Below are 24923 nucleotides of genomic sequence, written 5' to 3'. Positions count from 1 at the left end.
CAGATTTAAAAATCTAAAATCTAAAATGGCTCGGACGGAGAGCGATCGTCAAACAACCCCAACATGGGGCCTAAAATCGCTCCGAAGACAAAGCCACCTGCGTGAGCCCAGTAAGCAATTCCACCTGATTCCATGCCGATGTTGGCGGGAGCATTGAGACTGGCAATGCCGTAAAAGGCTTGCTGTATAAACCATAAACCCAGAAAGAAGTACGCAGGAACAGTCGTCACGAAATATCCAAAAAGTGTGAGGATTTGTGCCTTTGGGAACCTGAGAATGTAAGCTCCCAGCACTCCTGCGATCGCACCGGAAGCACCTAGCGAAGGAACTGGAGAAGCAGGTGAAAAAAACCACTGGGTTAATCCCGCCAAAGCACCGCAAGCCAGATAGAAAATCAAATATTTGAGGTGACCCAACTTATCTTCAATATTGTTGCCAAAAATCCACAGAAACAGCATATTGCCCGCCAAGTGCAAAAAACCACCATGCAGAAATTGTGACGTAAACAGCGTCATCCACTCTGGCACCTGCTGATTTACTGATATGCCTGAAAAGCTGGCTGATAGTTCTCGCGGCACTATAGCCGCCAGATGGAAAAATCCTTCCAATTGCGCTGGTGGCAAAGTCAGTTCATATAAAAAAACGAGAATATTAACCGCAATCAACCCATAAGTGATATATGGAGTGATTACTGTGGGATTGCGATCGCGAAGGGGAACCACAGGCTTTTTTCCAAGAGCATCAAGCTGAAAGATAGCCTATGGCTTGAGGGGATGTCCTCTAACTTGCGGATCAAATCTTAGGACTTACGCATTTAAACAGCTAGCAGAGGATTTGAGCGCCTCCTGGTCAAGGAGTCAGAAAGTAAATTCTTATCCCCATATCCCATGCTTTGCTGCCTTATGCGTAAGTCCTGTAGTGTTTAGCGAGCAGTTACCACTTTTCAGCTTGAGATAGCACGTAGCTCGCTACATCATCTATCTGCTGAGGTTTCAAACGACCAGCAAAGGCGGGCATGGCACCTTTACCTTTCGTCACCTGGTTTGTAATTGCTTCTAGAGAATACATACCGTACTTCTCCAGAGCATCTTTCTTAAGGGTTTTAGGGGCCATAATGAGGTTTCTACCACCTGCGTGACAGACAGTGCAGTTGGCACTAAAGATTTTGGCACCATTGGCTGCATCTCCTTCTGCCAGGGCAGGACGTCCCAAGGCAAATGTGAAGACTGCGATTGTCAGCAGTACAACCGATACTAATTTTCTCAAGGGGGTTCTCCTCAACTCAACTTGTACTCTCAACAACAAATCTGTACGAACGGAAACGATCGCTAACGATCGCTAACTGCGCTATAACCGCAGTCGCCGCTTTTTTTATTCCTCCGGTGGGAACGTAGTCGCCGGAGGAGGTTGTAGGGGTGTGCTTAAACTCAGCCCCTACGGTAACTTCTGCCCTCAATAATTTTCAGCACATTTTTGTACTGAAAGTTACCCAAAAATTATTTTACCGCTGAGGCTCTTACCGTTATGAAATTGCAAGGAAAATTAGGAAGAGAGACACTTGTGGGTTTGGTAAGGTCGCTCCCTCCACATCAGAGATTATCCAGTACTGACTGGATGATCTGTTTGCTTTTGGCAGGTCTGCTAGCGAAAACAGATGTGCTGCTCCTTGCTAATCCAGGTTAAGACCAATGGGTTCTATGACATGGGGAGGGGGTAAAGGGTTGTTGACTCGGCTTTAATAATATACTTTGCCGCCTCCCCACCTAGAACCCACGATTTTTGGCTGGATCAGAATATGACCGGCGATCGCTGTGAGATTTTCGTCGGTCAGATTTCTCATTTCCGGGAAAATATCGGCGCTCTTCTTGCTGGGATGTAGCTCAGCGATCGAGGTTTCGCCATCATAAGTGGTGGGATCTTTCATGTAATCCACCAATGCTTCGATGTTATTGCGGGGTGGTGTCGCTAGAGAGAGCGTTTCTGGCTCTAGTCCTACGTTGGGGTCTGTCTTCGTTACCCCTCCATTGTGACATTGAGAACAGGCATTATTAAACAGGCGTTTGCCTTCTTGAACTTGTTTTAGGCTGAGGACAAGGCTGTCACCGGCTCCATTTTTTTGCACCGTGCGGGTTTCGGCGTCGAGTTCGACGGCATAAGCGCTTCCGATAACCATCTGAAAGGTGAATAATACGGTAGCCACAGCAAGCAAGATGTATTTTTTAAGCATGGTACTCCCAAAACAATCAGGCTCGGTGATTAGATATAGCAGATGGGCTCAATCTGCGTTATTCGATCGGCAGACCTATCACTAGGGTTCGCGGCATGGCTCTAGCCCAGATGATAGGCATTCGTCGGGATAATCTACTTCAGAAGCTGGGCAACTGTTCGATTACAGGGAGGAATCTTCCTGTCGATCGCTGCGCTCGCAATTTCTTTTAGCCATAATTTCGGAAATGATTGCTTTCACGTCCTCCAAGGCCAAACGAGTCTGAGGGTTTTTATAGTTTATTCCCAACCGGACGCAAAGCTGTAACACTTCTGCCACTGAAGTGTTGTAGTCAGCCGCGATTTCTGCGATCGACAGATCTGCAAAACCCATACTGGTTCTTTACGAAAGATTGAGCCACTCTCATAATCATGCCACTGAGCGGTACGTTTCCCAAGATAGTTATTGAGTAGTGCTTCGGCTTTAGTGCTTCGGCTTTAGTGCTTCTGGAGTGCTGAGTGCTGAGTGCTGAGTGGGCGAACAATCTTCTTCCCCTAGCCCCTAGCCCCTAGCCCCTAGCCCCTAGCCCCTAGCCCCTAGTCCCTAGCCCCTAGCCCCTTTTTTCTTTCTTGTTTCTTCTTTTGACTTTTGACTTTTGACTTTTGACTTTTATAGCCCCTAGTCCCTAGCCCCTTTTTTCTTTCTTGTTTCTTCTTTTGACTTTTGACTTTTGACTTTTGACTTTTATAGCCCCTCTCTTCAGTGCAGGCGAATCAGCTGAGCCAGGGTTGATTTCAGTCTGGTTCTGGGCACAATGGCGTCTACAAAGCCGTGCTGTAGGAGATACTCAGCGGTTTGAAAATCGTCTGGCAGCTTTTCTCGCACGGTTTGCTCGATCACCCGCCGTCCGGCAAACCCAATCGTGGCTTTTGGTTCTGCCACAATGATGTCTCCTAACATGGCAAAACTGGCAGTAACGCCCCCAGTTGTGGGGTGAGTCAAAACTGGAATGTATAGCAGTTTCGCTTCTCTGTGGCGTTGCAGAGCAGCGGAAATTTTGGCCATCTGCATCAGGCTGAGCATTCCTTCTTGCATTCTGGCTCCGCCGGAGGCACAAACAACGATCGCAGGTAAGCCTTGCTGAGTAGCTTGTTCCACTAGACGGGTGAGTTTTTCTCCTACAACGGAGCCCATGCTACCGCCCATGAATCGGAAGTCCATGACGCCCAGTGCGGCTGGGTTACCTTCCATTTTCCCCAAGCCAGTTTGGACAGCATCAGAAAGGCCGATTTTTTCTTGGGTTTCTTTGAGACGATCGCGGTAAGATTTGCGATCGCGAAACTGTAACGGATCGCCAGGGCGCAGTCCCTCGTCAATCGGCTCCCAGGTATTCGCATCTATCAGCTGGCGGATGCGCTCGTTGCTGTAGATCCGCATATGATGGTCGCACTCCCGGCAAACCATCTGATTGGCTTGCAGATCTTTGGTGTAAGCCATCACGCTGCAAGCTTCGCATTTCGTCCACAGCCCATCTGCAATTTCGCGCTCTTGTCGTTCTGGACTGATCGGACTGGATTTTTTTCTATTTGCAAACCAATCAAACAAAGACATGAAAACAGTAAATTCCTTTTAATTTAGTTCATTGTTAATTGCTAATTGCTAACTCGTTAATCGCTTTTTAAGTCGGTACTCGATCGAATTACTCAAACATCTTCTTCTGGCGCTTGCTCCTCTTCCAGGGGACTGAGTAGAAGCAGGGCTGTCCACCGATCTTGCGATCGCACCTGCAAAGCCGCAGGGCTACCCGTTCCCATATATGAACCAATACCCAAGTCGATAATTCGGGTCGGGATTTGATGAGCAGCGAGGATTTGCTGCATTAGTTCCGCTTCCCAGCGGGTAGGAGTGGTTTTCAGCGAGATCCAAGACACAGGTTGATTTTATCTCATCCCAAGTAGCAGTCGAAATGTTCAGATGAGTGGGAAAAATAATTGTAGGTATGTGGCTAAAATATCCTGACCGAAAAAAACCGTCAAACCGGCTCCCAGTGCCAGGAAGGGGCCAAAAGGCATCGGTTGACGGCGATTTAGCAAGCCAAGCGCGATCGCGCCGCCACCCACAAATGACCCCACCGCACAAGCCAAAAAGCCAGCCAGCAGCAAATACTTCCAACCCAGCCAAGCACCCATCATCGCCGCCAATTTGGCATCTCCCCCACCCATTGCGGCTTGCCCAAACACGATCGATCCCACCACAATAATCGCGTCAAACAGCCATATACCCAGCACGGCACCGACGATACCCGACATCACCTGGTTAATCGAGCCTGCTAAGTTATTTGCTGTCAGAAAACCTAGAGCGCCTTTAAATACCAAACCCGCCAATAACCCAGACTGAGTTAGGGAATTGGGTAGAGTCATGGTATCGAGATCGATCAGGGACAAAGCCAAAAGCCAACTCAAAAAAGCACAGTAACCCAGGGTTTGCCAATAACCCAGCGTTTCTCCCATACTGCCAAACTTCAAGAAAACCAACAAAAACAAAATACCCGTTGCAGCTTCCACTATGGGATAGCGTACTGCGATCGGATTTCTACAGTAACGACAGCGCCCCCGCAACCACAGCCAGCCAAACACAGGTACGTTGTCATACGCTTTTAATTTGTTAAGGCACTGAGGACAGCGAGAAGGCGGAAATAGCAGAGATAACCCAGCTGGCAACCTGTAAACCACAACATTGAGAAAACTGCCCACAGACGCCCCCAGTACGAAGACAAACACAACCACGGGCAACATTATCAAGATATCCATGTCTTTTGGTAGCCCAAGATAACATCAAGGAGAAATCAATGATTTTGATTGGAGAATGCTTCGCCCAGGCCAAGTACCGAAAACCGCAAATCTGAAATCTGAAATCTGAAATCTGCAATTATTTTACCGCCCTTGCTCGATCATCAAACAAGAGTTACAAATCGGCCCTCCTCATCTAGGCGGACGAATCACTCCAATCAATTTGCCTCTCAAAGTTTCTTCAGTAGAAATAACATAATTAATGCGGGTTGCCATTCGCCATTCTTTGTCTATAAGTTGCGGTTCTAATTGTTTGAGTTTCATAGTTAAAAGCGATTTTTGAGAAAAAGAGTATCTATTTTAGATTTTAGCTTTTATTGGAAAGATCGATCGCATCTTTTTCATCCAGGTGGACGAATCACTCGAATCAATTTCTCTTGCAAGCTTTCTTCCATAGAAATAGCATCATTAATGCGTGTTGCCGTACCTCTGGATCGGGAATTCCAAGATTCGCATTCCCAGCTTCTTGAACTGTCAGGACATCGTGACCCATAGTGCTTAATAATTCGCTGACTATGCGTGGGAAATGTTCATCTGCATAGAGACGCGCCATAGTCAAGCTTCCTCATTCTTTCTGATTGCTTCTTCAATTTCATCTTGATGTGCATCGGCATAAGCCCAAGCATTCGCTAAATTGGCAGCACTAATATGTGGATAGTCATCTAAAAGCTGTGCCTCAGTAATGCCCAAACGACGAGATTCTATCAGCGACCAAATGGGTATACGAGTCCCAGCAATTCTAGCATCGCCACCGCAGACGCTGGGAGTCTTTTCAATTCCTTGCCAAGTGTTACTTAAACTTTGGATTAATAGCTGGATTACTTGAGATTTTTCGGCAGGAGTTAAAGCGAGGAGTTGTGGTTCTAATTCTTTGAGGGTCATAGTTAAAAGCGGTTTTGAGAGGGGGGAATATTTAGTTAATATTTTAGCATATGTCTATTAGTATTTTGTAGCCCACATTCTGCAGATCTGAGTCAGATTTGCAGAACGTGGGCAGTAAATACGGAAGATTCATTATTTTACCGCCCTTGCTCGATCGCTATCAACTGCTCTGCCTCTGGAGATGGCAACGGCCTAGAAAATAAATACCCTTGCCCGTATTCGCATTGTAACTCCCTCAGTTTTACCAATTGCTGTCTCGTTTCTATTCCTTCTGCAATTACGTCTATCCCCAGGTTATGAGCTAACATCACGATAGTTCTGACAATCTCCGAACTCTCCCTATCTTCACCCATGTTGTTAATAAAAGAGCGATCGATCTTGAGCGTATTAACTGGGAAGCGGTGAAGATAGCTAAGAGATGAATAGCCGGTGCCGAAATCATCAATGGACAGTTGAATTCCCAAAGCTCTTAATTGGGAGAGTGTGGCAGCCGCAGATTCGGCATTTTCGATGATAGCGCTTTCTGTAATTTCTAGCTTTAAGCTGCTGGCATCTAAACCCGTATCCTGTAGAACTCGATCGATTTGTTCGATGAGGTTTGATTGGGCAAAGTGTTTGCTACAAAGATTTACGCTGATTGTCAAAGCTGAGGAAGTGGGGATTTGCTGCTGCCATAGCCGCGTTTGGAGGCACGCTGAACGCATTACCCAGAAGTCGATTTGCACGATCGCCCCTGTTTCTTGGGCTAGTGGAATAAACTCTCCTGGCGCAATCAATCCGCGTTGGGGATGCTGCCAGCGCACTAGCGCCTCAAAACCGACAATTTTGTTGGTGGCTAGGGATACAATTGGTTGGTAGTAAACTTGAAACTCGCAGCGATCGATCGCTCGTCGCAAGTCATTTTCTAAGTGCGACAGCGTTATTACTTGAAGGTGCATGGCTGTATCGAACACCTGATACCGTCCCTTTCCAAGGGATTTCGCACGGTACATGGCGATGTCGGCGTCGCGGATCAAATCTTCTGCCTGTTCGTAATTCGACAAGCTACAGACGATACCGATGCTTGCATTGGTGAAGGTTTCATATACGTCTATGTTGAAGGGCGAACTCAGTTCGCTCAAAATTCGGTCAGCAGCGCGACAAGCATCGTTGATATTTTCGATATCTTCCAAAAGGATAGCGAACTCATCTCCCCCCAGACGTGCAACTGTGTCAGCGCTGCGTAAACTATTTTCTAACCTTTGTGCGATCGCAATCAGCAACCGATCTCCGATCGCGTGCCCAAAACTGTCATTGATAATTTTAAAACGGTCAACATCCAGGAATAACACGGCAAACAAATAATCGTGATGTCGTTTTGCTCGCTTGAACGCACGATCGAGCCGTTCCAAGAACAAGGCGCGGTTTGGCAAACCTGTTAGTGCATCGTGAAAAGCCTGATAGCGCAATTTTTCCTTTGCTTCCCTCCGTTCAGTCATGTCCCAGAATACCAAAACCGCACCCATAACGTTTTCTCGATCGTCTTTGATCGGTGCAACGCTATCACCAATTGGTACTTCTGCACCATTTCTCGCGATCAGCAAAGTCTGTTCCGGCAGACTCAAAATCTTACCTTCATTAAGTGCTTTGATTACAGGACTTTCAATCGTAATACGGGTTATTTCATCGACAATATTAAATACTTCTGTGGAATTTTTACCGATCGCATCTGACTGCTGCCAGCCCGTTAGTGCTTCGGCGATCGGATTCATAAAAGTGACACACGCTTTGGTATCGTTAGCAATCACGCCATCGCCAATGCTTTTGAGTACGGTGGAAAGCCATTTAGCATTTTCTTTTATTTGCTTTTCCATCTTATGTTTGTAAATCGCCATATCAATAGCAATATTTAATTCTCTTTCTTCAAAAGGTTTGATAATATATCCAAATGGACTTGTTTTTTTTGCCCGGCTTAACGTTTCTTCATCAGCATAAGCAGTCAAATATATGACTGGTATATCGAAACGCAATAAAATTTGTTCTGCCGCTTCTATACCGTCTATTTCTCCTTTTAACCTAATATCCATTAACACTAAACACGGTTTAATTTCATCGGCTTTTTGAATTGCTTCGTTGCCAGTATCGGCGATCGCCGGAACTTTATAACCTAAATTCTCTAAAATATTTTGTATGTCTATCGCAACGATGCTTTCGTCTTCTACAACTAAAATTGTGGCGCTCTCAATTCTCGCATTTTTTGTTAGCATATTGTCATCCCTCTATTTTAACTCCTTGGCTACTAACTATCGCCGGGACAAACCTCTCTCCGCAAAGGAGAGGGGGAATAATAGTCTAACCTAAGAGTTGCGGGTCGGGGTGGGGGGCAGGGGCAAGGGTTCCACTGTCCGGCTTAGAGTGGTCGCCCACTCCTGTAAATACAATCTTAAATTCTGTACCCGGACTAGACTTAAGATCGATCTTACCTTTTAACTGATTGACCAAACCATTAACTAATTTTAACCCCAAAGTATTCGGATTTTTCAGATCGAAATCTGCTGGCAATCCCACCCCGTTGTCCCTAACAATTAGTACTAAATTACGCTCTTCAATCGGATAAAACATAATGCCAATCTCACCTTTTTCTCCTTCGCGGAAAGCATATTTTAATGAATTGGAAACAAGCTCGTTGATAATCAAGCCACAAGGAATTGCTGTGTCAACATTAAGAAAAATATTATTGCTCACATCAATCATTAGGTTGATATCGTTAGTTTTTATGCCGTAAGAACGAAACAAATTAGTAGCTAATTCACGAATATACTGAGCAAAATCAATTTTTGTCAGGTCTTTAGAGCGATACAATTTTTCGTGGATAAGTGCCATCGATCTAACGCGATTTTGACTTTCTTTGAATATATCACTTGTTAATTTATCATTGATAGACCGGGACTGAAGGCCAAGCAGACTGCAAATGACCTGCAAATTGTTTTTGACACGATGGTGAATTTCCTTCAGCAACACCTCTTTTTCTTTGAGAGATGCCTGAATGTGCTGTTCTGCGTGCTGGCGGGCTTGAGCAGAAGAAAGCACATTAGCCACAGCTTGGAGAAAGTGAAGGTCATCTTGAGTGAATTTTCGCTGTCTGGTTGTATGCACTCCCAAGACTCCAAAAGGACGATCGCTACCTTGTTGGATTATGACACTCATCCCGCTGACAACGCCATGCTCGCGAAGCAGGGATGAGCCACTAAACCGTACTTCCGTGCGTAAGTCTTCCACAACGATCGGCTCGCTCGAAAGTAAGGTGTAGCCCACTTGGGAATCCATACCGGAACTAACTGTTGCGCTTCCCACCAATCCTTCTTGCCAACCTACACCAGCCCGCAGCAGCAAAGCTTCCCCACCCGGAAGGAGTTCTAAAACCTTGCAGTATTCCACCTCAAGAGTTTGTGCTATAATCGCGCAAGCTTGCGTCAAAATAGTGGAAAGGTTGTTGTCGGCAAGTGCTTGTTGACCGAGTTGAGCCACCGCCGCCTGCTGCCTGACGCGGATTTCCAGTTCTGCTTCTACCCGCAGGCGATCGGCAATCTCCATCTGTAAATCTGCGTTGGCTTTTGCTAGTTCTTTAGTTCGTTCCTGAACTCTAACTTCTAGATCGTCATAAGCTCTTTGCAATGCAGCTTCTGCGTGTTTGCGATCGCTAATATCCCGTCCTTCTGGAATCAGCAAAACCACATTTCCCGTCTCATCCTTCACAGGTTTGAGGGAAAAGTCAATCGTTGTCACCCGATCGTCAGCATCGCGGATATCGACTTCGTAACGAACGAATTTGCCTGTTGCTGCTTGGGCGATCGCTGCTTTCAATTGGTTCTGGATTTCGATCGAAATAGTCCAGACCCGCGCTGACCAAAAAGGACGACCGACAACATTTGAATGTTTCTGTCCCGCAAAATCCAACGCTGTCTGGTTAGCTTCTAAAAGCGTACCATCTGGTTTCAGCAGTGCAATTAATTGGAATGTCTGGTCAAAGATCGCGCGGAAGCGTCTTTCACTGTCGCGCAACGCTTCTTCTGTCTGCTTGCGATCGGTAATATCGCGCAGAAACACGGTAAAAATTTTTTCACCTTCCAATTCCAGCCGCGAAATCGAGGCTTCAGCCGGAAATTCCGTACCATCTTTGCGACAGCCTAAAATCTCACCGTTCTTGCCCATCCTCCTGGCTGTATCGGATGACCACGCAAATCCCACCACGTGCTGGCGATGAAGCGCCGCCAAGCGTTCTGGCAAAAGCAGGTCGAGGGGTTGGCCTATAGCTTCAATAGCTTTGTATCCAAAGATCTTTTCCGCGCCTTTGTTAAATAGAGTAATATGTTGAGTTGCGTCGATCGAGATAATTGCATCATCAGCAATATTCAAAATTCCAGCCAGACGCGCTTGCGATATCAGCAGTGCCTCTTCTGTCCGCTTCAGTTCTGTGATGTCCCGCCCTACTGCTTGAAACTCGACTAGGCGGTTTTGCTCATCAAAAATCGCCCGGTTGATCCACTGATGAAAGCGAATTTCTCCGTTGGGTAGGATAATGCGGTTTGCGATCGTTGTGACGGGATTTTCCAGACTTAGAGTACTCAGCTGTGTTTCTACTTGTGCCAAATCTTCTTCGAGAATAATAGGAGCAAAGGTATGTCCAAGCAGTTCTTCCTGCGATCGATCAAAGTAACGACAGTAAGATTGGTTGACGAAAGTGAAAGTGCGATCGGGCAAAAACCGACAAACCAGTTCGGTTTGGTCTTCTACAATCGCGCGATAACGAGCTTCGCTCTGGCGCAGGGCCTCCTCAACCCGGTGGCGCTCTAAAATTTGGTTTTCCAGGTTACGGTTGATTGCTGAGAGTTCTGCGGCACTGGGGAGAGCCAGCGCTTTAGGAATCAACGGTACAAGCATCACAGCTGTGTAGAGTGAAACTACAGCCGTTATCGCTTTGAGCCACCCAGACAGCCAATAAATCGGATGCCACAGCGTCCAAACCTCCATTAAATGGGTGGTGCCGCAAGCGACGATAAATGCGCCAAACAGCAGAAATATCCAAGGATAGGGCAAATCTTTCCGCTTGCGAACAAAATATATTAGTGTGCTGGTGATGACATAATATGCAAGCGCAATTAAAGTGTCCGAGATGACGTTAATTCCCACCAACTCAGGCTTCCACAGGTAGCAATGCCCATGTGGGATAAAATCTCCTGAATCAAAAATTTCTTCTAATATCATTTGTTGATTTATTAAAAAAATTTCCTACTTATATGGTATGGCTAGGGACTAGGGAAGAAGGAACTAAGCTGCTACGCATTTAATTTGTATGTTTAGCGGGAGTGGGAGAGTGGGGGAGTGGGGGAGTGGGAGAGGAATTGAAGGTTTGATTGCCGGATTAGAAATATCCGAATTAGATGCGTGTTAGCTTAGAATCAAGGGCTTCGCCGAACGTCTCAGCGTTCGACTGAGCGCTCAGTCGAACGCTCACGCCGAAGTCCGAACGGTTTGGTGGAATTAAGAACGTCCTAACTGACGAGAGCGGTTGCTATATGAGTTGAAAATGCCAACGTGCATCCCAATGCAGTCAAAAATATAGCAGCTTTCACTTTTGATATCATGTCCGGTTGCATCGGTAGCGTAAGCGTGATGCGAGAAATTGTCTGTTGTCATCGAGGGTTAAATTTTAACCACAGATGAAGACAGATGAACACAGATGAACACAGATAAGAGAGTTATTTTTTTTACCCAACCGATGCCACCGGACATGATATGACTTTTGAATGAGTGACTTTTGCTATAGGCAATGCCGTTAGAAACCCGGTTTCTAGGAGCTTAGATTTGTTGAAGTTCGTACAACCGATCTAAGTTAGAAACCGGGTTTCTAGGTGTTCAGTTTATTTACGCTCACCTACTTAATACAATTCTGATTCAATCTGACTAAACGGCACAAAACTTTCTTGGGGCAACAGTATCGGCTTGTTAGCAAAAATTAGCTTACCCCTCAGCGTTATTCGATTAATAGCTACACCGATGGGGCGCTCCACTAGCTTGGGATGTGCCTGAGAGTAGGCTCGGTAAATCTGTCGAGCGGCTTGAAGTAAAGCTGGATCTGGTAACACGGGGAAATCTTTCCTGTCTCCCTTAATTTCTACCTTTTGCTTTGACGTTTGTACCACTAACCTATCCTTGTTTTCTAAGCTAGTTTTTAATGGATTTGTCTGCATATAGCAAGGCCACTTTTGGCGAATAGATTAGATTAGTTTTGGGGATTTTCTAGCGCTTGGAGCAAAGCATCTCCCATCGCTCGGCAACCTACAAACGTCATACCATCAGACATAATGTCGCCGGTACGATAACCATTGTCCAACACTTGCAGCACTGCTTGCTCGATTTTGTCTGCGGCTGTGGCTTGATTCAAACCGTAGCGCAGCATCATCGCAGCGCTGAGAACTTGAGCTATTGGGTTAGCTTTATCAAGACCTGCAATGTCGGGGGCCGATCCGTGGACGGGTTCAAATACACCAGGCCCAGAAGCGCCTAAACTGGCAGAGGGCAACATACCAATACTACCCGTTAACATGGCGGCAGCGTCTGAAAGAATATCGCCGAAAAGATTGCCGGTGACGATCGTGTCAAACTGTTTGGGTGCCCTTACTAGCTGCATGGCAGCATTATCGACATAAAGATGACTCAGCTCGACATCCTGATATTCTGATGCTAACTGGATGATGCGATCGCGCCATAGCTGAGAAACTTCCAGCACATTCGCCTTATCCACCGAGCAAAGTTTACCGCCCCGTTTGCGAGCTGTTTCAAATGCTACTCGCCCAATTCGGTCTATTTCGCTTTCGGTGTACGCCATCGTATTCACGCCGCGCTTTTCCCCGGTTTCTGTCGCAAAAATTCCCTTGGGTTGTCCAAAGTAAATTCCGCCCGTGAGTTCTCGCACCACCATGATATCAACGCCCTCAACCACTTCCCGCTTCAATGTGGAGGCGTCAATCAGCTGCGGTAAAATTTTGGCCGGTCGCAGGTTGGCAAACAACCCCAATCCAGCCCTCAGTCCCAGCAGTCCCCGTTCTGGACGCTGATGAGATGGTAGGCTATCCCACTTCCAACCTCCAATAGCCGCAAGTAGAACGGCATCGCTTTGGCGACAGGTTTCCAATGTCTCAGTGGGTAACGGTTCGCCTGTAGCATCAATTGCAGCACCGCCGATCAGCGCTTCCTCAAACTCAAAGGTTAAGTTTTCTTGCTGACCCACCGCTTTCAGCACATCTACCGCGACTGCCATAATTTCGGGGCCGATCCCGTCGCCGGGTAATAGGGTAATGCGGTATTGCTGCTGTGTCATCGATCGTTCTGTTTTAATGTAATTGCCTATTTATTTTGGCATTGTGGGTGCTGGAATGGGCAATTGCGAAGACGCGAACGAAATGCTCAGCTACTGCGCTGTTTCACTAGATGGCTGCACTCGCGATTGCAGCTGCTCTATATTTTCCTCCCAGTTGGCTCCGTCGAAGGGAATGATGCGAAATTTTGACAGCACGTCGCCATCCAGACATAGCACATTCACATCGAAGTCGTTCGGATGCGATCGCGGTCGATAAAAGCTGTGAATTCCACAAATACTGCAAAACAGATGTTTGGCAACCCCTGTGTTAAATCTGTAAGTTGTCAAAACATCGTCACCACTTAGCAGGGTAAACTTTTCTGGTGGCACAATCAGATGCAAAAAGCCCTTTTTTTTGCAGATAGAACAGTTGCATTCGTCGGCTTCATGCTTGTCAACAACCACCCGAAAACGGACTGCACCGCAGTGACAGCCACCTTCGTAAGTTCCTGGTTTTTCTTCAGTCATTCGATCAAAGGATTTTGAATGATATGATTTGGCATTGACTCCCCGGATTCATCCGTGGGCTGGAAACCAATAATTTATTTCGAGCATACCATATTTTACGATCTTTCCACCAAATTATAAAAAACTTACATTATATTTCTTGCGAAAATTCTAAATCTTGATTTTTTAACCGCAGATGAAAGCAGATAAACGCAGATAAACGCAGATGAATTTTAATTTGGCAATCTTGTCTATTAAATTGATTCATAAAATTCACACTTCTAAGTAGGTGGGCATAATTAAAGATGAAGAGTGCTGAGTTGAAAGTGCTGAGTGCTGAGTTAAAAGACCGCCCACTCGCTATGCGGGGTATCAACCTTCTCCTGATGATAAGATTCCGCCCACTCATAGGCGGGGCATTTACCGAGTGCGAAAGTGCTGAGTACTCTTTTTCTTACTCAGCACGGCTTCCGTTGCACTCAGCACTCAGCACTCAGTACTGAGTACGGTAAAGTTCCAGGCCATTAGAAACCCGGTAACTCCTGCGAAACCGGGTTTCTGGGTATCTACTTATTGCGTCCTTAGAAACCGGGTTTCTCAAAGAAACCCGGTTTCTGGGTATCTACTTATTGCCTTGTATGCAAACAATCTCAAGAATACATTAACTTAGGAACCATTATTATCTATCAGCTTTAGTAAAGAGTCTAATGTTCTCTCAAAATCATCCTCTAACTGTTGTTTCATAGAGGTTAAATCTTCCGACAAAGATAGGTGTTCGGTTTCTCTAGTAAAAACTTCTAGGATATTTTTAATTGCTTGCAATCTGGCTGCCAGACTTTTGATCGCTTCCCATTTTTCGTAAGAAAAATCACTCATGAATAAATCCAACTAAACAACTAGGATAAATTGTGTATATTTCATCAAGCAGTTGTTATAATTGCGTAATCTTAACCAAAAACATTGAACCTAGAAAATACTTGACGAACTTGTCTATCTTAGCTATCGAAAATTAAATATAGTTTATAATTAGGTTAAATTTTGTTATTTTAAACAAAAAAGTTTTGTATGGTATAGCTACAGTCAGATATGTGAGCAGGATACATCAGTTAGTGAGTAAAATTAGGCTTCTCAGAAATGCGAATTGACAATAACAGACATAATTTTTTTGGCAACAATCTGTAAAAACCTGACGTAGTTATGTTTTTACAGATTATTGCAGCCCTGAAGATACAGCGTTTCCCGCTATTATGAGGTACAGTCAGCAATTACTAAACTTATTTCTTACAGTCACTACCACTATATTAGGTGTACCTCATTACTGCGGGAACCGCTGTAAATAGGTGGGCGGTCAATAAACTCAACACCCAGAAACCCGGTTTCTTGGAGAAACCGGGTTTCTAAGGGCTAAATAAAGCGATCGCCACCCTACAAGTAGCACCCTCTGATAAACTAGAATGAAGCAACTTAAGTCTTTTCGGCTATATGTAAATTTTACAAATGAAAACTTACGATTGGATTGTGATTGGCGGCGGTATAACAGGTGCGGCACTAAGCTACGAACTGACGAAAAAAGGCTTTGAGGTTCTATTATTAGAACAATATGGTAACCATGCCTTACAGAATGCCACTCGCTATAGCTACGGCGGTCTGGCATACTGGTCTGGGACAACAGAATTGACTCGCCAACTCTGTGCGGAAGGAATCGATCGCAATCGCATTCTCTCCCAAGAGTTGGACATCGATACCCAGTTTCGGGAATTAGACTTAATCTTGACTGTTGATGTCGATGACGACCCCAAAAAAATGGCCGCAGCTTATAGCAACTGCGCGATACCTCCCAGGTTACTCAGTATAGAAGAAGCTTGTGCGATCGAACCACTGCTGAATCCCGATGCTATTAGCGGTGCTTTGACAGTCAAACACGGCTATATCAACCCGCAATTAACTGCTGAAGGCTACTGTCAAGCGGCGATCCGAGCTGGGGGAGAGAGGCAGATTGGGCGGGTGTTGGGATTTATACAAGAAGGCGATCGCATTTTGGGAGTAAAAACCAACGCCGAAACTTACCACAGCGCCAATGTTGTCGTTTGTGCCGGTGGTTTTAGCCGACAATTACTCAAAGATGCTGGTATCTCAGCACGTCTGTATTTTACTCATGCCGAAGTGATAGAAACCCCTCCAGTTGATATCCAGCTAAATACCTTAGTGATGCCAGCCCAAATGAAACGCTTTCAACTAGAAGCCCAGGCTAGCACATTAGAAATTGATAATTTATGGGATGAACCCGGTCACGAACCAGTACCGCCAATTTTAGACGCTGGGATGGTTCAGTTTAAAGATGGCACAATAAGGCTGGGACAAATCAGTCGCGCTCTCACCGACCCATCTGCTAAAATAGATCCACTTGCGAGTGAAGCTGCCATTCGCGCCCAAGTGGGGAAAGTGTTACCTGCGTTGGGAAAGCTGCCGGGAACGTGGCACCACTGCTTGGTTGCTTTCAGCCACAATCGTCTTCCTATAGTTGGTAAGCTACCAGGAGTTCAAGGCGTTTACATATTCTCAGGATTTTCCAATCCTCTGGTATTCGTACCGCCGCTAGCCCAGCGATTTGCTGCCCATTGTGCGGGAGAAGAAGACCCGATCGTCGATCGGTTAGCGATCGCTTTTTGATTAGTATTTACGAATGACCATTGATATCATGTCCGGTGGCATCGGGTGTCTAAAAAAAATAACTCTCTTATCTGTGTTCATCTGTGTTCATCTGTCTTCATCTGTGGTTAAAATTTAACCCTCGATGACAACAGACAATTTCTCGCATCACGCTTACGCTACCGATGCAACCGGACATGATATGACCATTGACCAAAATCTTTATAACGCTAAGCTTATGCAATTAAGAATTATCGCGATCGCAGCATTGTTATCTCCCCTTTGGTTCGCAACTTCATCTCTTGCCCAAAACACCGAACCACTTAGGTCACAAAGACAGACAACTCAAGCTCAACCAACAGCAGAACAAGTTCTTAACGCTTGCGTACAAGATCGTGCAGATACATTGCCAATTCCTTTCACCGATGTGTCGCCAAACGACTGGGCTTTCAAAGCAGTAATGAACCTGTATTACTGCGGTGCGATCGGTCCCAATACTCCTCCCGAAGTCATAGAACGGCTGAGAAACAATCAAAAGAGAGCAGATTTTTCAATCCTTTAGAAACCGGGTTTCTTGGAGAAACCCGGTTTCTGGGTGTTCAGTAAAGCAGCCGCGCCACCCAGTTAGAAACGAAACTCAGTTCGCAAGTTGCCTATGAAAACAGTCGGATTATCATCAAAGTTATTAATGTTTTGGATGATATAGAAAGCTGGAACAATGGCAATGTTCTGACTTACTGGGTAAAAGTAATTCAATTCAATGTCGTATTGAGTACCGCCATTGCCACCACCGGCTGCCAAAAACCGACGACCATCTAAAACATCATAGGGTATCACAAATGACACCGTTGCTAGAGCCCCTGGCTTGCCCAAGTCTGGGAAGGCAAGTCCAGCCTGGATATTTTGTGCATTTATATCTCCTTCTTCCCTGTCATCTGCGATCGGCTCTATGTGGGTACTCGAATAGTAATAGCGTCCGAAGACACCAAAATGCTTGTTAATCAACCAACTAACGTTAACACCAAAAGTATCGGAAGTTGCATCGTGAACCCGCCCGCCAAAACCATCATCTGCCGTCCCAAAAACAGGCTGAAAGGCGATTTGACCATTTTGATTTTGAGGAAGATTAGAACGCTGATACAGCAGGCGAATGTTGGCAGTTTTGATGGGTTTAAATGTCAGTTCGGCTGTAATTGTATCGGCACCGTTAAATAAACCTCTGTTTGGATCGGATGCTGGGCGAGTCCCGGAGAAAAATTCAATATTTTCCACCAGATAGCCAGCCCGAAATTCAAATTGTTTGCTGGGGTTCCACTCTACGACAGCTCCAGAACCGCGCTTGGTGTAAGTTAAAAAGGTGCTGTTAATTGAGTTAAAAGTGCTTGTACCATTGATCGGGATGGTGAAAGGATTGCCGTCAAAGTGGCGATAAAAGTTTACCCTTGGCCCAACCGTCACGCGCAACTGATCGCCAACTGGAAAGCTGTAGAACAATTCGGCTAGTACTACATCATTTTCAGTCGGGCCAACCGTTTGATCGAGAAAAGGAGTACCTGTGGTGTTGAACTGACCCGCCGAAACAAGCAGATTCGCTGGGGAAAATCCATTTCCAGCCCCTATACGAGTTACGAGTGCGTCTTTCCCGGTGAAGGAAGTGTTGAACGTCAACCACGCTAGATAGCTGAAGGTGGTTTCGGGGTTATCTTCTGTTCGGACAAACGGTGTACCGTTCTCCCGCTGGGTGGCGAAAGCGTTAAATCCTTCCGCCCTCACACGATCGCCCCCACCAATAGTGGCATTTGTGATGTTGAAGGAAACAAAACCGCTTAGTTTGGTGGTGGTAGAAAATTGCTGGGCTTCCAGTCGGGCTGTGCGTGCTTCCAGAGTGTCTACGCGACCGCGCAGTGTGCTGAGTTCAGCTAAAAATTGCTCTTGTAACCGTCGCAGGGTTTCGATGTCCTCTTGAGTGACTCCGCCGCCGCCTGCTGCGGCAATCAATTCTTGTATTCGGTTTAGGCAAGAATTTAAGCCTGCGGCAAATTCGTAGCGAGTCAGGGCGCGGTTGCCGCGATAAGTGCGATCGGGATAACCTTCAATACAACCGTAGCGCTCTACCAGAGATTGCAGTGCTTGAAATGCCCAGTCCGTAGGTTGAACGTCAGACAGCTGAGAAACCGAAGTCACCTGTGCCATGCCGCCGTTTTTCGCCGGAACCGATCGAGCATTAGTTGGTTCCTCAGACAGATCTGAAACTGGTGTCACCTGCGCCATACCGCTGTTTTTCACCGGAACCGATCGGGCATTAGTTGGTTCCCCAGACAGATCTGAAACGGGTGTCACCTGTGCGATCGTCTCATTTTTAACCGCATTGGCTGGAACTTGTGGGGAATTAATTAGATTCTCGGACAGATTGGAAACAGAAGCTGCCGGTGTCTTTACCTCATCCTTTAAGAATTTGGTTGAAACTTGTTGGCGATGAATAGAATCCAAGGAGGGAATGCTGGCGGGAAATCCCATTAACTCTGTACCCAGGTCAATGGCTTCCGACTGGGAGTTGCTGCTGGGTAGCTCAACACTTTCGCGAACGTCCTGTGCTAGAGCCGAAGTGGAAATTACACAGCCAGCTATTAAAATTGCTGGGCTGACTAATAAAGCCTGCCAAAAAAGTTTTTGCATTTTTCCTCACACCTAAACACCTACACTAAATAGCGCCACCTTACCAAAGTCGAATCGCGCCAGTATGTTATATTTGCTACGTAAAATTTTACCAGCGTCTGGTTATTGTCCCGCACATCCCTTGCCAGTCAGTCTACTGACAGTAGCATTATGATAGAAAACTGGGATTGTCTCGCGTGGGGTGACTTTAATTGATGAACATAACGACTGGCAAAGCACTTCAAAATGGCAAGTACGTTCTTGATGCCGCTATTGGCCAGGGTGGATTTGGCATCACCTATAAAGCCACCCACACCTATCTCGGTCAAACTGTTGTAATCAAAACACTGCATGATAATCTTCGCCGCCACGAAGATTTTGACAGATTTCAGTCGCAATTTATCGCCGAAGCCCAGCGACTAGCCAAATGCCAGCATCCTAACATTGTCAGGGTGCTGGATTTTTTTGAGGAGGGTGGGCAGTCTTTTATCGTCATGGATTATATTCCAGGGCCAACGCTAGCCGAATCGATCAAACAGGATCGGCCCTTAGCTGAAGCCCAAGCTATTCACTACATTCGTCAAATTGGCTCAGCTTTAAGCGTTGTTCATCACAATGGGCTACTGCATCGGGATGTTAAACCTCAAAACATTATCCGACGGGAAGGAACAGAATCGGTAATCCTGATTGATTTTGGAATTGCCCGCGAATTTACGCTGGGGGTGACTCAAACTCATACGGGTATTTTGTCGGCTGGGTATGCGCCGATCGAACAATATCTACCACGAGGTAGGCGCAGTCCAGCCACGGATATTTATGCTCTAGCGGCGACTCTTTATTTCCTGCTAACGGGTCAACCTCCCGTGCCAGCAGCGTTGCGCGATCGCGTTCCCCTGCCGAACCCAAGGCAAATGCGCCCCAATCTCAGCCCAGCCGTTGAGCAAGCGATTTTGCGGGGTTTAGATATGGAAGCCGATCGCCGTCCGCAAACTGTTGCCGCATGGTTAAATCTGCTGCCCAATACAGCATCCCAGATCGGTGAACCCACGCTATCCTTGCTTTCAACCACTCAGCCACCGACAGGCGAAGTCGAACAGGAGCCTTTTAATGGCCAAAAGACAGCCAAAGGTAAAGGTTGGGGAATGAGGGTTTTAGGGATTACGGCGGGGCTGGCGGCGATCGTCGGGATCGGTTTCGGCTTAACTCTGCGCTTTGGTAACGCTGGGAAACCCGTATTGCAGCAAGAACAGTCTTTTCCACCCACCAATAACTGGCCGACGGTAGAACCCACGACTCCACCGTCAGCAACTGGGGAACCAAACTCGCGATCGAATTCTCAGATCGATTCGCCACCAAATTCGCGATCGAACATCCCTGTCGTTAAGGAAAACTCCACAACAGGATCGCGGCGTTCTAGGCTAAAATCCAGAGTCCGATCGTACCAGCCTGTACGTCAGAAACCTTCCCCCCAACCAACGGCAACCCCTCAATCGGCGATCGCACCAATCGCACCAATGCCAGCAGTTTCGCCAGCGTCACAAGAACCAATTCAGCCTGCTGTTGCTACTCCCACGCCCATTCCTGCTGAGACTCCTGCCGTCACAGCAGCACCAGCAACCCAAGCCGCACCTTCTGTGACTCCCACCAACTCCGAACCCGCACCAGCTAAGGAACCATCTCATTCCCAACCGCCAATTGTTCAGCCATTACCTCCCATACCCGCCTCAGAGTCGGTAGCCCCATCTGTGGAACCATCTCAACAGCCTTAGTCGATTTTGGATGGGTGTGGTCATAAGTAGTTGGTTGAAACGAAAAACTTTTCTTCTGGGCCTTGTCCCCCTTGTCCCCCTTATCCCCCTTATCCCCCTTGTCCCCCTTGTCCCCCTTGTCCTCCTTGTCCCCCTTGTCCCCCTTGTCCCCCTTGTCCCCGTTATCCCCCTTGTCCCCCTTGTCCCCCTTGTCCCCCTTGTCCCCCTTGTCCCCCTTGTCCCCCTTGTCCCCTACATCACCAACGGGTGAGAGACCACACCCATTTTGGATCGTCGGCACGCGATCGGATCTGCAAGCTATAATTTGGGCGGGTAGAAACCATAAAAATATTCCATGAGTCATAATCTCGTTCATGCCTTTTTTGTCGGCAGAGCGGTTGCCGAAGCCCTCTACGAGCAGCTAGAGCAAGCCTTTACTAACACCGTGAGCGAACTTGGCAAATTTGATGCCGAGCAACGCGAACGGATGCGGGAATTCACCGAGCAAGCGATCGAACGAGCTAACCGATCTGAAGAAGTTGCCGTGCGGGGGCGAACCACTACTGCGATCGTCCCTCTGGGTTCGCAACCGACAGACTTGCAAGCAACCATTGATGAACTTAGGGCAGAAATTGCTCAATTACGGTCAGAATTGCAACGTTATCGCACTCGTTCTGTTTAAAGCTTGAACATAACCTGATGCGATCGTCCTACGGTTTGAAACCGTGGGATTTTTGTTTGTTCGGATGCGCTTCTTGTGTGCTGAAAGTATAGCAAAAGTCAAAAGTCACTCATTCAAAAGTCAAAAATGAAATGCTTGCTGTGAATTGGTTCTGGCGTTTTAGGATGCCCTAATCGCCCTAAAGTTGCTATATAAGCTATTACGCATCTAAATCCAATACAAAGACGGGCTTTCCTGCCCATCCCACAAGAAGAGCGTTAGGTCGTTCTTAATTCCACCAAACCCTTCTTCCCTAGCCCCTAGCCCCTTTTTTCTTTCTTCTTTCTTCTTTTGACTTTTGACTTTTGACTTTTGACTTTTCTAGCCCCTAGTTATACAAGGATTACCTTTGGGAGTTGCGTCGGGATAAAAAGTGACGATCGCGTCTCTATCTTTGACAAAAACGGCATTGTAAGATTTTCCCGTATCCCCATCTCGCACAGGCAAAATACAAGCTCCTTGGGCATTTCCCTGCGCCTTAAATGCTTTCGTCGCATCCAAAAGCAGTTCTTTGGCATCGCTGACTAAAGCATAGCCTTTGATGTCATCGATCCATGTGCTTGAGCCTTTTTTGACGACTACACCCAGGGTATAAACTACGCCGGGAATTACCTCTTCTTTTGCCAAGTTATTGGATAAACGTCCGCCAATACCGTCTTTTTGGAGTTGCAGATATCTGCCCACAAAATGCAGTCCGCCTATTTTTTCTGCCCCTTCTAACTCCCCGCAAAAAATATGTTCAAAGCCTTCTCGCTTAGACCAAACAGCCGTTAAATCGTCCAGGAATTCGGATTGTGTAGTGCGAACTGGCAGCAGTTGACCGCCAACAGCTTGCTGGATTTCTCTCAATACATCTGGGTGATCTGACATCAATTGTTTAAAATCACTTGCCGTGAGTTTACTTCCAATTGAAGAGCAGGTTTTCAGCACAGCTTCGTCGAATGCAGTTAGTTGGGGTGGTGGTGGTGTGATGTCTTCTTTGCGATCGCGTGGAAAGCGATGCTGTTCTGGGTTATTAACGGTATCAAAAAATGGTATTAGAATTGAGGATGGAGTAGGTGCAGGAACGGGGATAGCTGAAGGACTAACTTCTGAGAAAGTACCACAGGAGGTACTTACCCAGCGACGTTCGGGATTGGCACCAGGCACTTTGATTTGGATAAAATTTCGAGCCTCACTGTTGAAGCCAAGCGCTTCATAGCGCCGATCGTTGAAAACTCGAACATTTCCAGGATTGGCACCGCCGATCGCTCTTGGGGCCTCACAAGTGCGATCGGCCCTAAAGGTTCCCGCGATGGGAACTTGTGCCATAGCGGCATTTATCGGTAGAAATAGTAGGACGATCGCGATCGCTACACTTGCAGCCAGTCTCATCCAAACATCACGTTTCATAAATCTGAAGGAAAAGATACTGTAATTACACTCATGATTCTGAGTCTGTACGTTGACTACCTTCAGATCGGCTTTTCTTAGTTCCGCAGATTTGCTCGCTACTCAAGCTAAAATTACCCTTTGTAGGATATAAGAGCAGAAAGATTAACCAGCCCTCACGGAGCAGTGTTGTGATATAGTATACCGCTAAAATTATCGATAGGTTGATAATTTTCAGTATATTTTGAGTAACAATAAGAGAAGAAGCGTTAGCAAATTGTGAGCCAAAAGATGAATAAGCAGACATTTGGCTTTGTGTTCGTTTTACTACTTGCGGGATTTATCATTGCTGGTGACGGTTTGACTTTTCTACCCAAACCAGTAAGGCAAGCTAGCCTGCAAAGCCGAACTTTCGTAGTGGGGTTGTTTCCAAAATGGATCAGACCTAAAGATCGAGATGCTGGCCGGAAAAATGATATCAACAATTTAGAGAGCGGACAAGAGCCGAAGCCGCAGTAAGTATAGCTAGGGACTAGGGGCTAGGGGCTAGGGACTAGGGAAAGAAGGGTTTAGAATCAAGGCTTTCAGGAATTGAGAATGTCCTAACTGCCAAGAAGGTTGCTGTCATATCGTTTCCGGTTGTGTCTGACTAATTACCGCTAACTATTTTAGATTTTAGATTTCAGATTTAAAACAAATCCAAAATCTAAAATCTAAAATCTGAAATTACCCTTAGCTATACCTTTTTCAGCCAGCTGAACATTGCCCGCAGATCCTTGCCTACTTCCTCAATGGGGTGTTCTGCTTCCTGACGCCTCATGGAGGTAAATCCGGGTTTACCGGCTTGATTTTCTAACACAAATTCGCGGGCGAATTGGCCGCTTTGAATTTCTTGCAGAATCTTACGCATTTCAGCGCGGGTTTGGTCGTTGACAATTCGAGGGCCACGGGTATAATCGCCATACTCGGCGGTGTTGGAAATGCTGTCGCGCATTTTAGCTAAGCCGCCTTCCACAACTAGATCAACAATGAGTTTGACTTCGTGGAGACATTCAAAGTAAGCCAATTCAGGCTGATAACCAGCGGCAACGAGGGTTTCAAACCCAGCTTTGATCAGCGCACTTAAGCCACCGCAAAGCACAACTTGTTCGCCAAACAAATCGGTTTCGGTTTCTTCTCGGAAGGTGGTTTCTAGGATACCGCCGCGAGTGCCACCGATGCCTTTAGCATAAGCCATTGCGCGATCGCGTGCCTGACCCGACGCATCCTGATAAACTGCAAACAGACAGGGAACACCTTCACCCTGTTCGTAAGTCCGCCGCACCAAATGTCCCGGCCCTTTCGGTGCCACCATCACTACATCTACATTAGGTGGCGGGACAACTTGACCGAAGTGTATATTGAAACCGTGGGCAAAAGCCAGTACCTTCCCTTCTGTCAGATGCGGCTCAATTTCGTTCTTGTAGATCGTTTTTTGCACTTCATCCGGCAACAGGATCATAATCAAGTCAGCAGTTTTGGCAGCATCAGCTACACTGTGGACAGCTAACCCAGCGGCTTCTGCCTTAGACGCCGATTTGCTGCCGGGATACAGCCCGACAATGACTTTTATGCCACTATCTTTGAGATTGAGAGCGTGAGCGTGACCTTGAGAACCGTAGCCGATGATGGCAATGGTTTTATTGGCTAATAGGTCTAAATTGGCATCAGCGTCGTAGTACATACGGGCCATAGGGACAACTCCTTCGGTGCAAGCGTCTTAATTTACTGCAAACTTTTAATCTTATCAAAATACTAGGTAGCTCCGATAGGCTTGTCCGCTTAGAGAACTATGGGCGAATTTATAGCAAAGTGCAACGGAAGCCGTGCTTGGGTGTGGTCATAAGTAGTTGGTTGAAACGAAAAGCTTTTCTTCTGGGCCTTGTCCCCCTTGTCCCCCTTGTCCTCCTTGTCCCCCTTGTCCCCCTTGTCCCCCTTGTCCCCCTTGTCCCCCTTG

Annotated in this window: 26 protein-coding genes; 6 read left to right on the top strand and 20 right to left on the bottom strand. The window is 46.6% G+C overall.

Translation table 11 applies throughout. The features are described from left to right. Positions 1-20: 20 nt before the first annotated feature. The 16 genes from LAY57_RS12670 to LAY57_RS12600 all read right to left on the bottom strand — a co-directional run bounded on the left by LAY57_RS12670 (position 21) and on the right by LAY57_RS12600 (position 13804). Positions 21-722 carry a rhomboid family intramembrane serine protease gene (locus LAY57_RS12670; RefSeq protein WP_249067049.1) on the bottom strand — a complete coding sequence of 234 codons (702 nt, stop codon included), beginning with the start codon at positions 720-722 and terminating at the stop codon, positions 21-23. A gap of 211 nt (positions 723-933) precedes the next feature. Then, positions 934-1266, bottom strand: coding sequence for a cytochrome c6 PetJ (gene petJ, locus LAY57_RS12665; protein ID WP_249067048.1), 333 nt, complete (start codon positions 1264-1266; stop codon positions 934-936). A gap of 469 nt (positions 1267-1735) precedes the next feature. Continuing rightward, entirely contained in the window at positions 1736-2227 is a 492-nt protein-coding gene (gene psbV, locus LAY57_RS12660) for a photosystem II cytochrome c-550 (RefSeq protein WP_249067046.1), read from the bottom strand. A gap of 162 nt (positions 2228-2389) precedes the next feature. Next, positions 2390-2599 carry a translation initiation factor IF-2 gene (locus LAY57_RS12655; RefSeq protein ID WP_249067044.1) on the bottom strand — a complete coding sequence of 70 codons (210 nt, stop codon included), beginning with the start codon at positions 2597-2599 and terminating at the stop codon, positions 2390-2392. 366 nt (positions 2600-2965) lie between these two features. Next, on the bottom strand, positions 2966-3817 hold the full coding sequence (accD, locus tag LAY57_RS12650) for an acetyl-CoA carboxylase, carboxyltransferase subunit beta (RefSeq protein ID WP_249067041.1): 852 nt from the start codon (positions 3815-3817) through the stop codon (positions 2966-2968). A gap of 92 nt (positions 3818-3909) precedes the next feature. After that, positions 3910-4137 (bottom strand): hypothetical protein, encoded by a 228-nt coding sequence (locus LAY57_RS12645; protein ID WP_249067038.1) that lies wholly within the window; start codon positions 4135-4137, stop codon positions 3910-3912. A 39-nt stretch (positions 4138-4176) separates the two neighbouring features. Next, a complete protein-coding gene (locus LAY57_RS12640) occupies positions 4177-5016 on the bottom strand; it encodes a prepilin peptidase (RefSeq protein ID WP_249067037.1) in 840 nt (279 codons plus the stop codon). 171 nt (positions 5017-5187) lie between these two features. Continuing rightward, positions 5188-5319: a hypothetical protein gene (locus LAY57_RS35840; RefSeq protein ID WP_275993917.1), complete on the bottom strand. Its 132-nt coding sequence runs from the start codon at positions 5317-5319 to the stop codon at positions 5188-5190. Between the two features lie 103 nt (positions 5320-5422). Continuing rightward, complete coding sequence (locus tag LAY57_RS12635; RefSeq protein WP_420839082.1) at positions 5423-5608, bottom strand: DUF5615 family PIN-like protein; 186 nt, start codon at positions 5606-5608, stop codon at positions 5423-5425. A gap of 2 nt (positions 5609-5610) precedes the next feature. Beyond that, complete coding sequence (locus tag LAY57_RS12630) at positions 5611-5937, bottom strand: DUF433 domain-containing protein (RefSeq protein WP_249067035.1); 327 nt, start codon at positions 5935-5937, stop codon at positions 5611-5613. 137 nt (positions 5938-6074) lie between these two features. Further along, entirely contained in the window at positions 6075-8183 is a 2109-nt protein-coding gene (locus tag LAY57_RS12625) for a GGDEF domain-containing response regulator (protein WP_249067032.1), read from the bottom strand. A gap of 85 nt (positions 8184-8268) precedes the next feature. Next, on the bottom strand, positions 8269-11181 hold the full coding sequence (locus LAY57_RS12620) for a PAS domain S-box protein (RefSeq protein ID WP_249067031.1): 2913 nt from the start codon (positions 11179-11181) through the stop codon (positions 8269-8271). Between the two features lie 276 nt (positions 11182-11457). Beyond that, a complete protein-coding gene (locus LAY57_RS12615) occupies positions 11458-11613 on the bottom strand; it encodes a hypothetical protein (protein WP_249067029.1) in 156 nt (51 codons plus the stop codon). A 242-nt stretch (positions 11614-11855) separates the two neighbouring features. Continuing rightward, complete coding sequence (locus tag LAY57_RS12610; RefSeq protein ID WP_249067027.1) at positions 11856-12167, bottom strand: hypothetical protein; 312 nt, start codon at positions 12165-12167, stop codon at positions 11856-11858. Between the two features lie 32 nt (positions 12168-12199). Further along, positions 12200-13297 (bottom strand): 3-isopropylmalate dehydrogenase, encoded by a 1098-nt coding sequence (gene leuB / locus LAY57_RS12605; protein WP_249067025.1) that lies wholly within the window; start codon positions 13295-13297, stop codon positions 12200-12202. Between the two features lie 90 nt (positions 13298-13387). After that, positions 13388-13804, bottom strand: a complete 417-nt coding sequence (locus LAY57_RS12600; protein WP_249067024.1) for a GFA family protein — start codon at positions 13802-13804, stop codon at positions 13388-13390. 284 nt (positions 13805-14088) lie between these two features. On the opposite strand from LAY57_RS12600, the gene LAY57_RS12595 reads away from it, so the two are divergent. Then, positions 14089-14286 carry a hypothetical protein gene (locus LAY57_RS12595; RefSeq protein WP_249067021.1) on the top strand — a complete coding sequence of 66 codons (198 nt, stop codon included), beginning with the start codon at positions 14089-14091 and terminating at the stop codon, positions 14284-14286. A gap of 163 nt (positions 14287-14449) precedes the next feature. On the opposite strand, the gene LAY57_RS12590 is transcribed toward LAY57_RS12595, so the two are convergent. After that, positions 14450-14659 carry a hypothetical protein gene (locus LAY57_RS12590; protein WP_249067019.1) on the bottom strand — a complete coding sequence of 70 codons (210 nt, stop codon included), beginning with the start codon at positions 14657-14659 and terminating at the stop codon, positions 14450-14452. Positions 14660-15280: 621 nt separating this feature from the next. Here LAY57_RS12590 and LAY57_RS12585 point away from each other — a divergent pair. Continuing rightward, positions 15281-16453, top strand: coding sequence for an NAD(P)/FAD-dependent oxidoreductase (locus tag LAY57_RS12585; protein WP_249067017.1), 1173 nt, complete (start codon positions 15281-15283; stop codon positions 16451-16453). Between the two features lie 124 nt (positions 16454-16577). Beyond that, positions 16578-16994: a hypothetical protein gene (locus LAY57_RS12580; protein WP_249067016.1), complete on the top strand. Its 417-nt coding sequence runs from the start codon at positions 16578-16580 to the stop codon at positions 16992-16994. Positions 16995-17056: 62 nt separating this feature from the next. On the opposite strand, the gene LAY57_RS12575 is transcribed toward LAY57_RS12580, so the two are convergent. After that, positions 17057-19108: an iron uptake porin gene (locus tag LAY57_RS12575; RefSeq protein ID WP_249067013.1), complete on the bottom strand. Its 2052-nt coding sequence runs from the start codon at positions 19106-19108 to the stop codon at positions 17057-17059. A gap of 194 nt (positions 19109-19302) precedes the next feature. Between LAY57_RS12575 and LAY57_RS12570 the strand changes: the two genes are divergently transcribed. Both LAY57_RS12570 and LAY57_RS12565 read left to right on the top strand, forming a co-directional pair. Then, the gene (locus tag LAY57_RS12570) at positions 19303-20856 is read left to right on the top strand and encodes a serine/threonine protein kinase (RefSeq protein ID WP_249067012.1); all 1554 of its coding nucleotides are present in this window, start codon (positions 19303-19305) and stop codon (positions 20854-20856) included. A gap of 334 nt (positions 20857-21190) precedes the next feature. Next, positions 21191-21517, top strand: coding sequence for a DUF6825 family protein (locus LAY57_RS12565; protein WP_249067010.1), 327 nt, complete (start codon positions 21191-21193; stop codon positions 21515-21517). 360 nt (positions 21518-21877) lie between these two features. Here the strand turns inward: LAY57_RS12565 and LAY57_RS12560 are convergent, their stop codons facing one another. Then, positions 21878-22948, bottom strand: a complete 1071-nt coding sequence (locus tag LAY57_RS12560) for an EndoU domain-containing protein (RefSeq protein WP_249067008.1) — start codon at positions 22946-22948, stop codon at positions 21878-21880. A gap of 270 nt (positions 22949-23218) precedes the next feature. Here LAY57_RS12560 and LAY57_RS12555 point away from each other — a divergent pair, with 270 nt between their 5' ends. After that, positions 23219-23446 carry a hypothetical protein gene (locus LAY57_RS12555; protein WP_249067006.1) on the top strand — a complete coding sequence of 76 codons (228 nt, stop codon included), beginning with the start codon at positions 23219-23221 and terminating at the stop codon, positions 23444-23446. Positions 23447-23663: 217 nt separating this feature from the next. Here the strand turns inward: LAY57_RS12555 and ilvC are convergent, their stop codons facing one another. After that, positions 23664-24659, bottom strand: coding sequence for a ketol-acid reductoisomerase (ilvC, locus tag LAY57_RS12550; RefSeq protein ID WP_249067004.1), 996 nt, complete (start codon positions 24657-24659; stop codon positions 23664-23666). Between the last annotated feature and the right edge of the window lie 264 nt (positions 24660-24923).

Origin of the sequence: Argonema antarcticum A004/B2 (assembly GCF_023333585.1) — a bacterium.
GTDB lineage: Bacteria > Cyanobacteriota > Cyanobacteriia > Cyanobacteriales > Aerosakkonemataceae > Argonema > Argonema antarcticum.
This window is presented reverse-complemented; position numbering and strand designations above follow the sequence as displayed.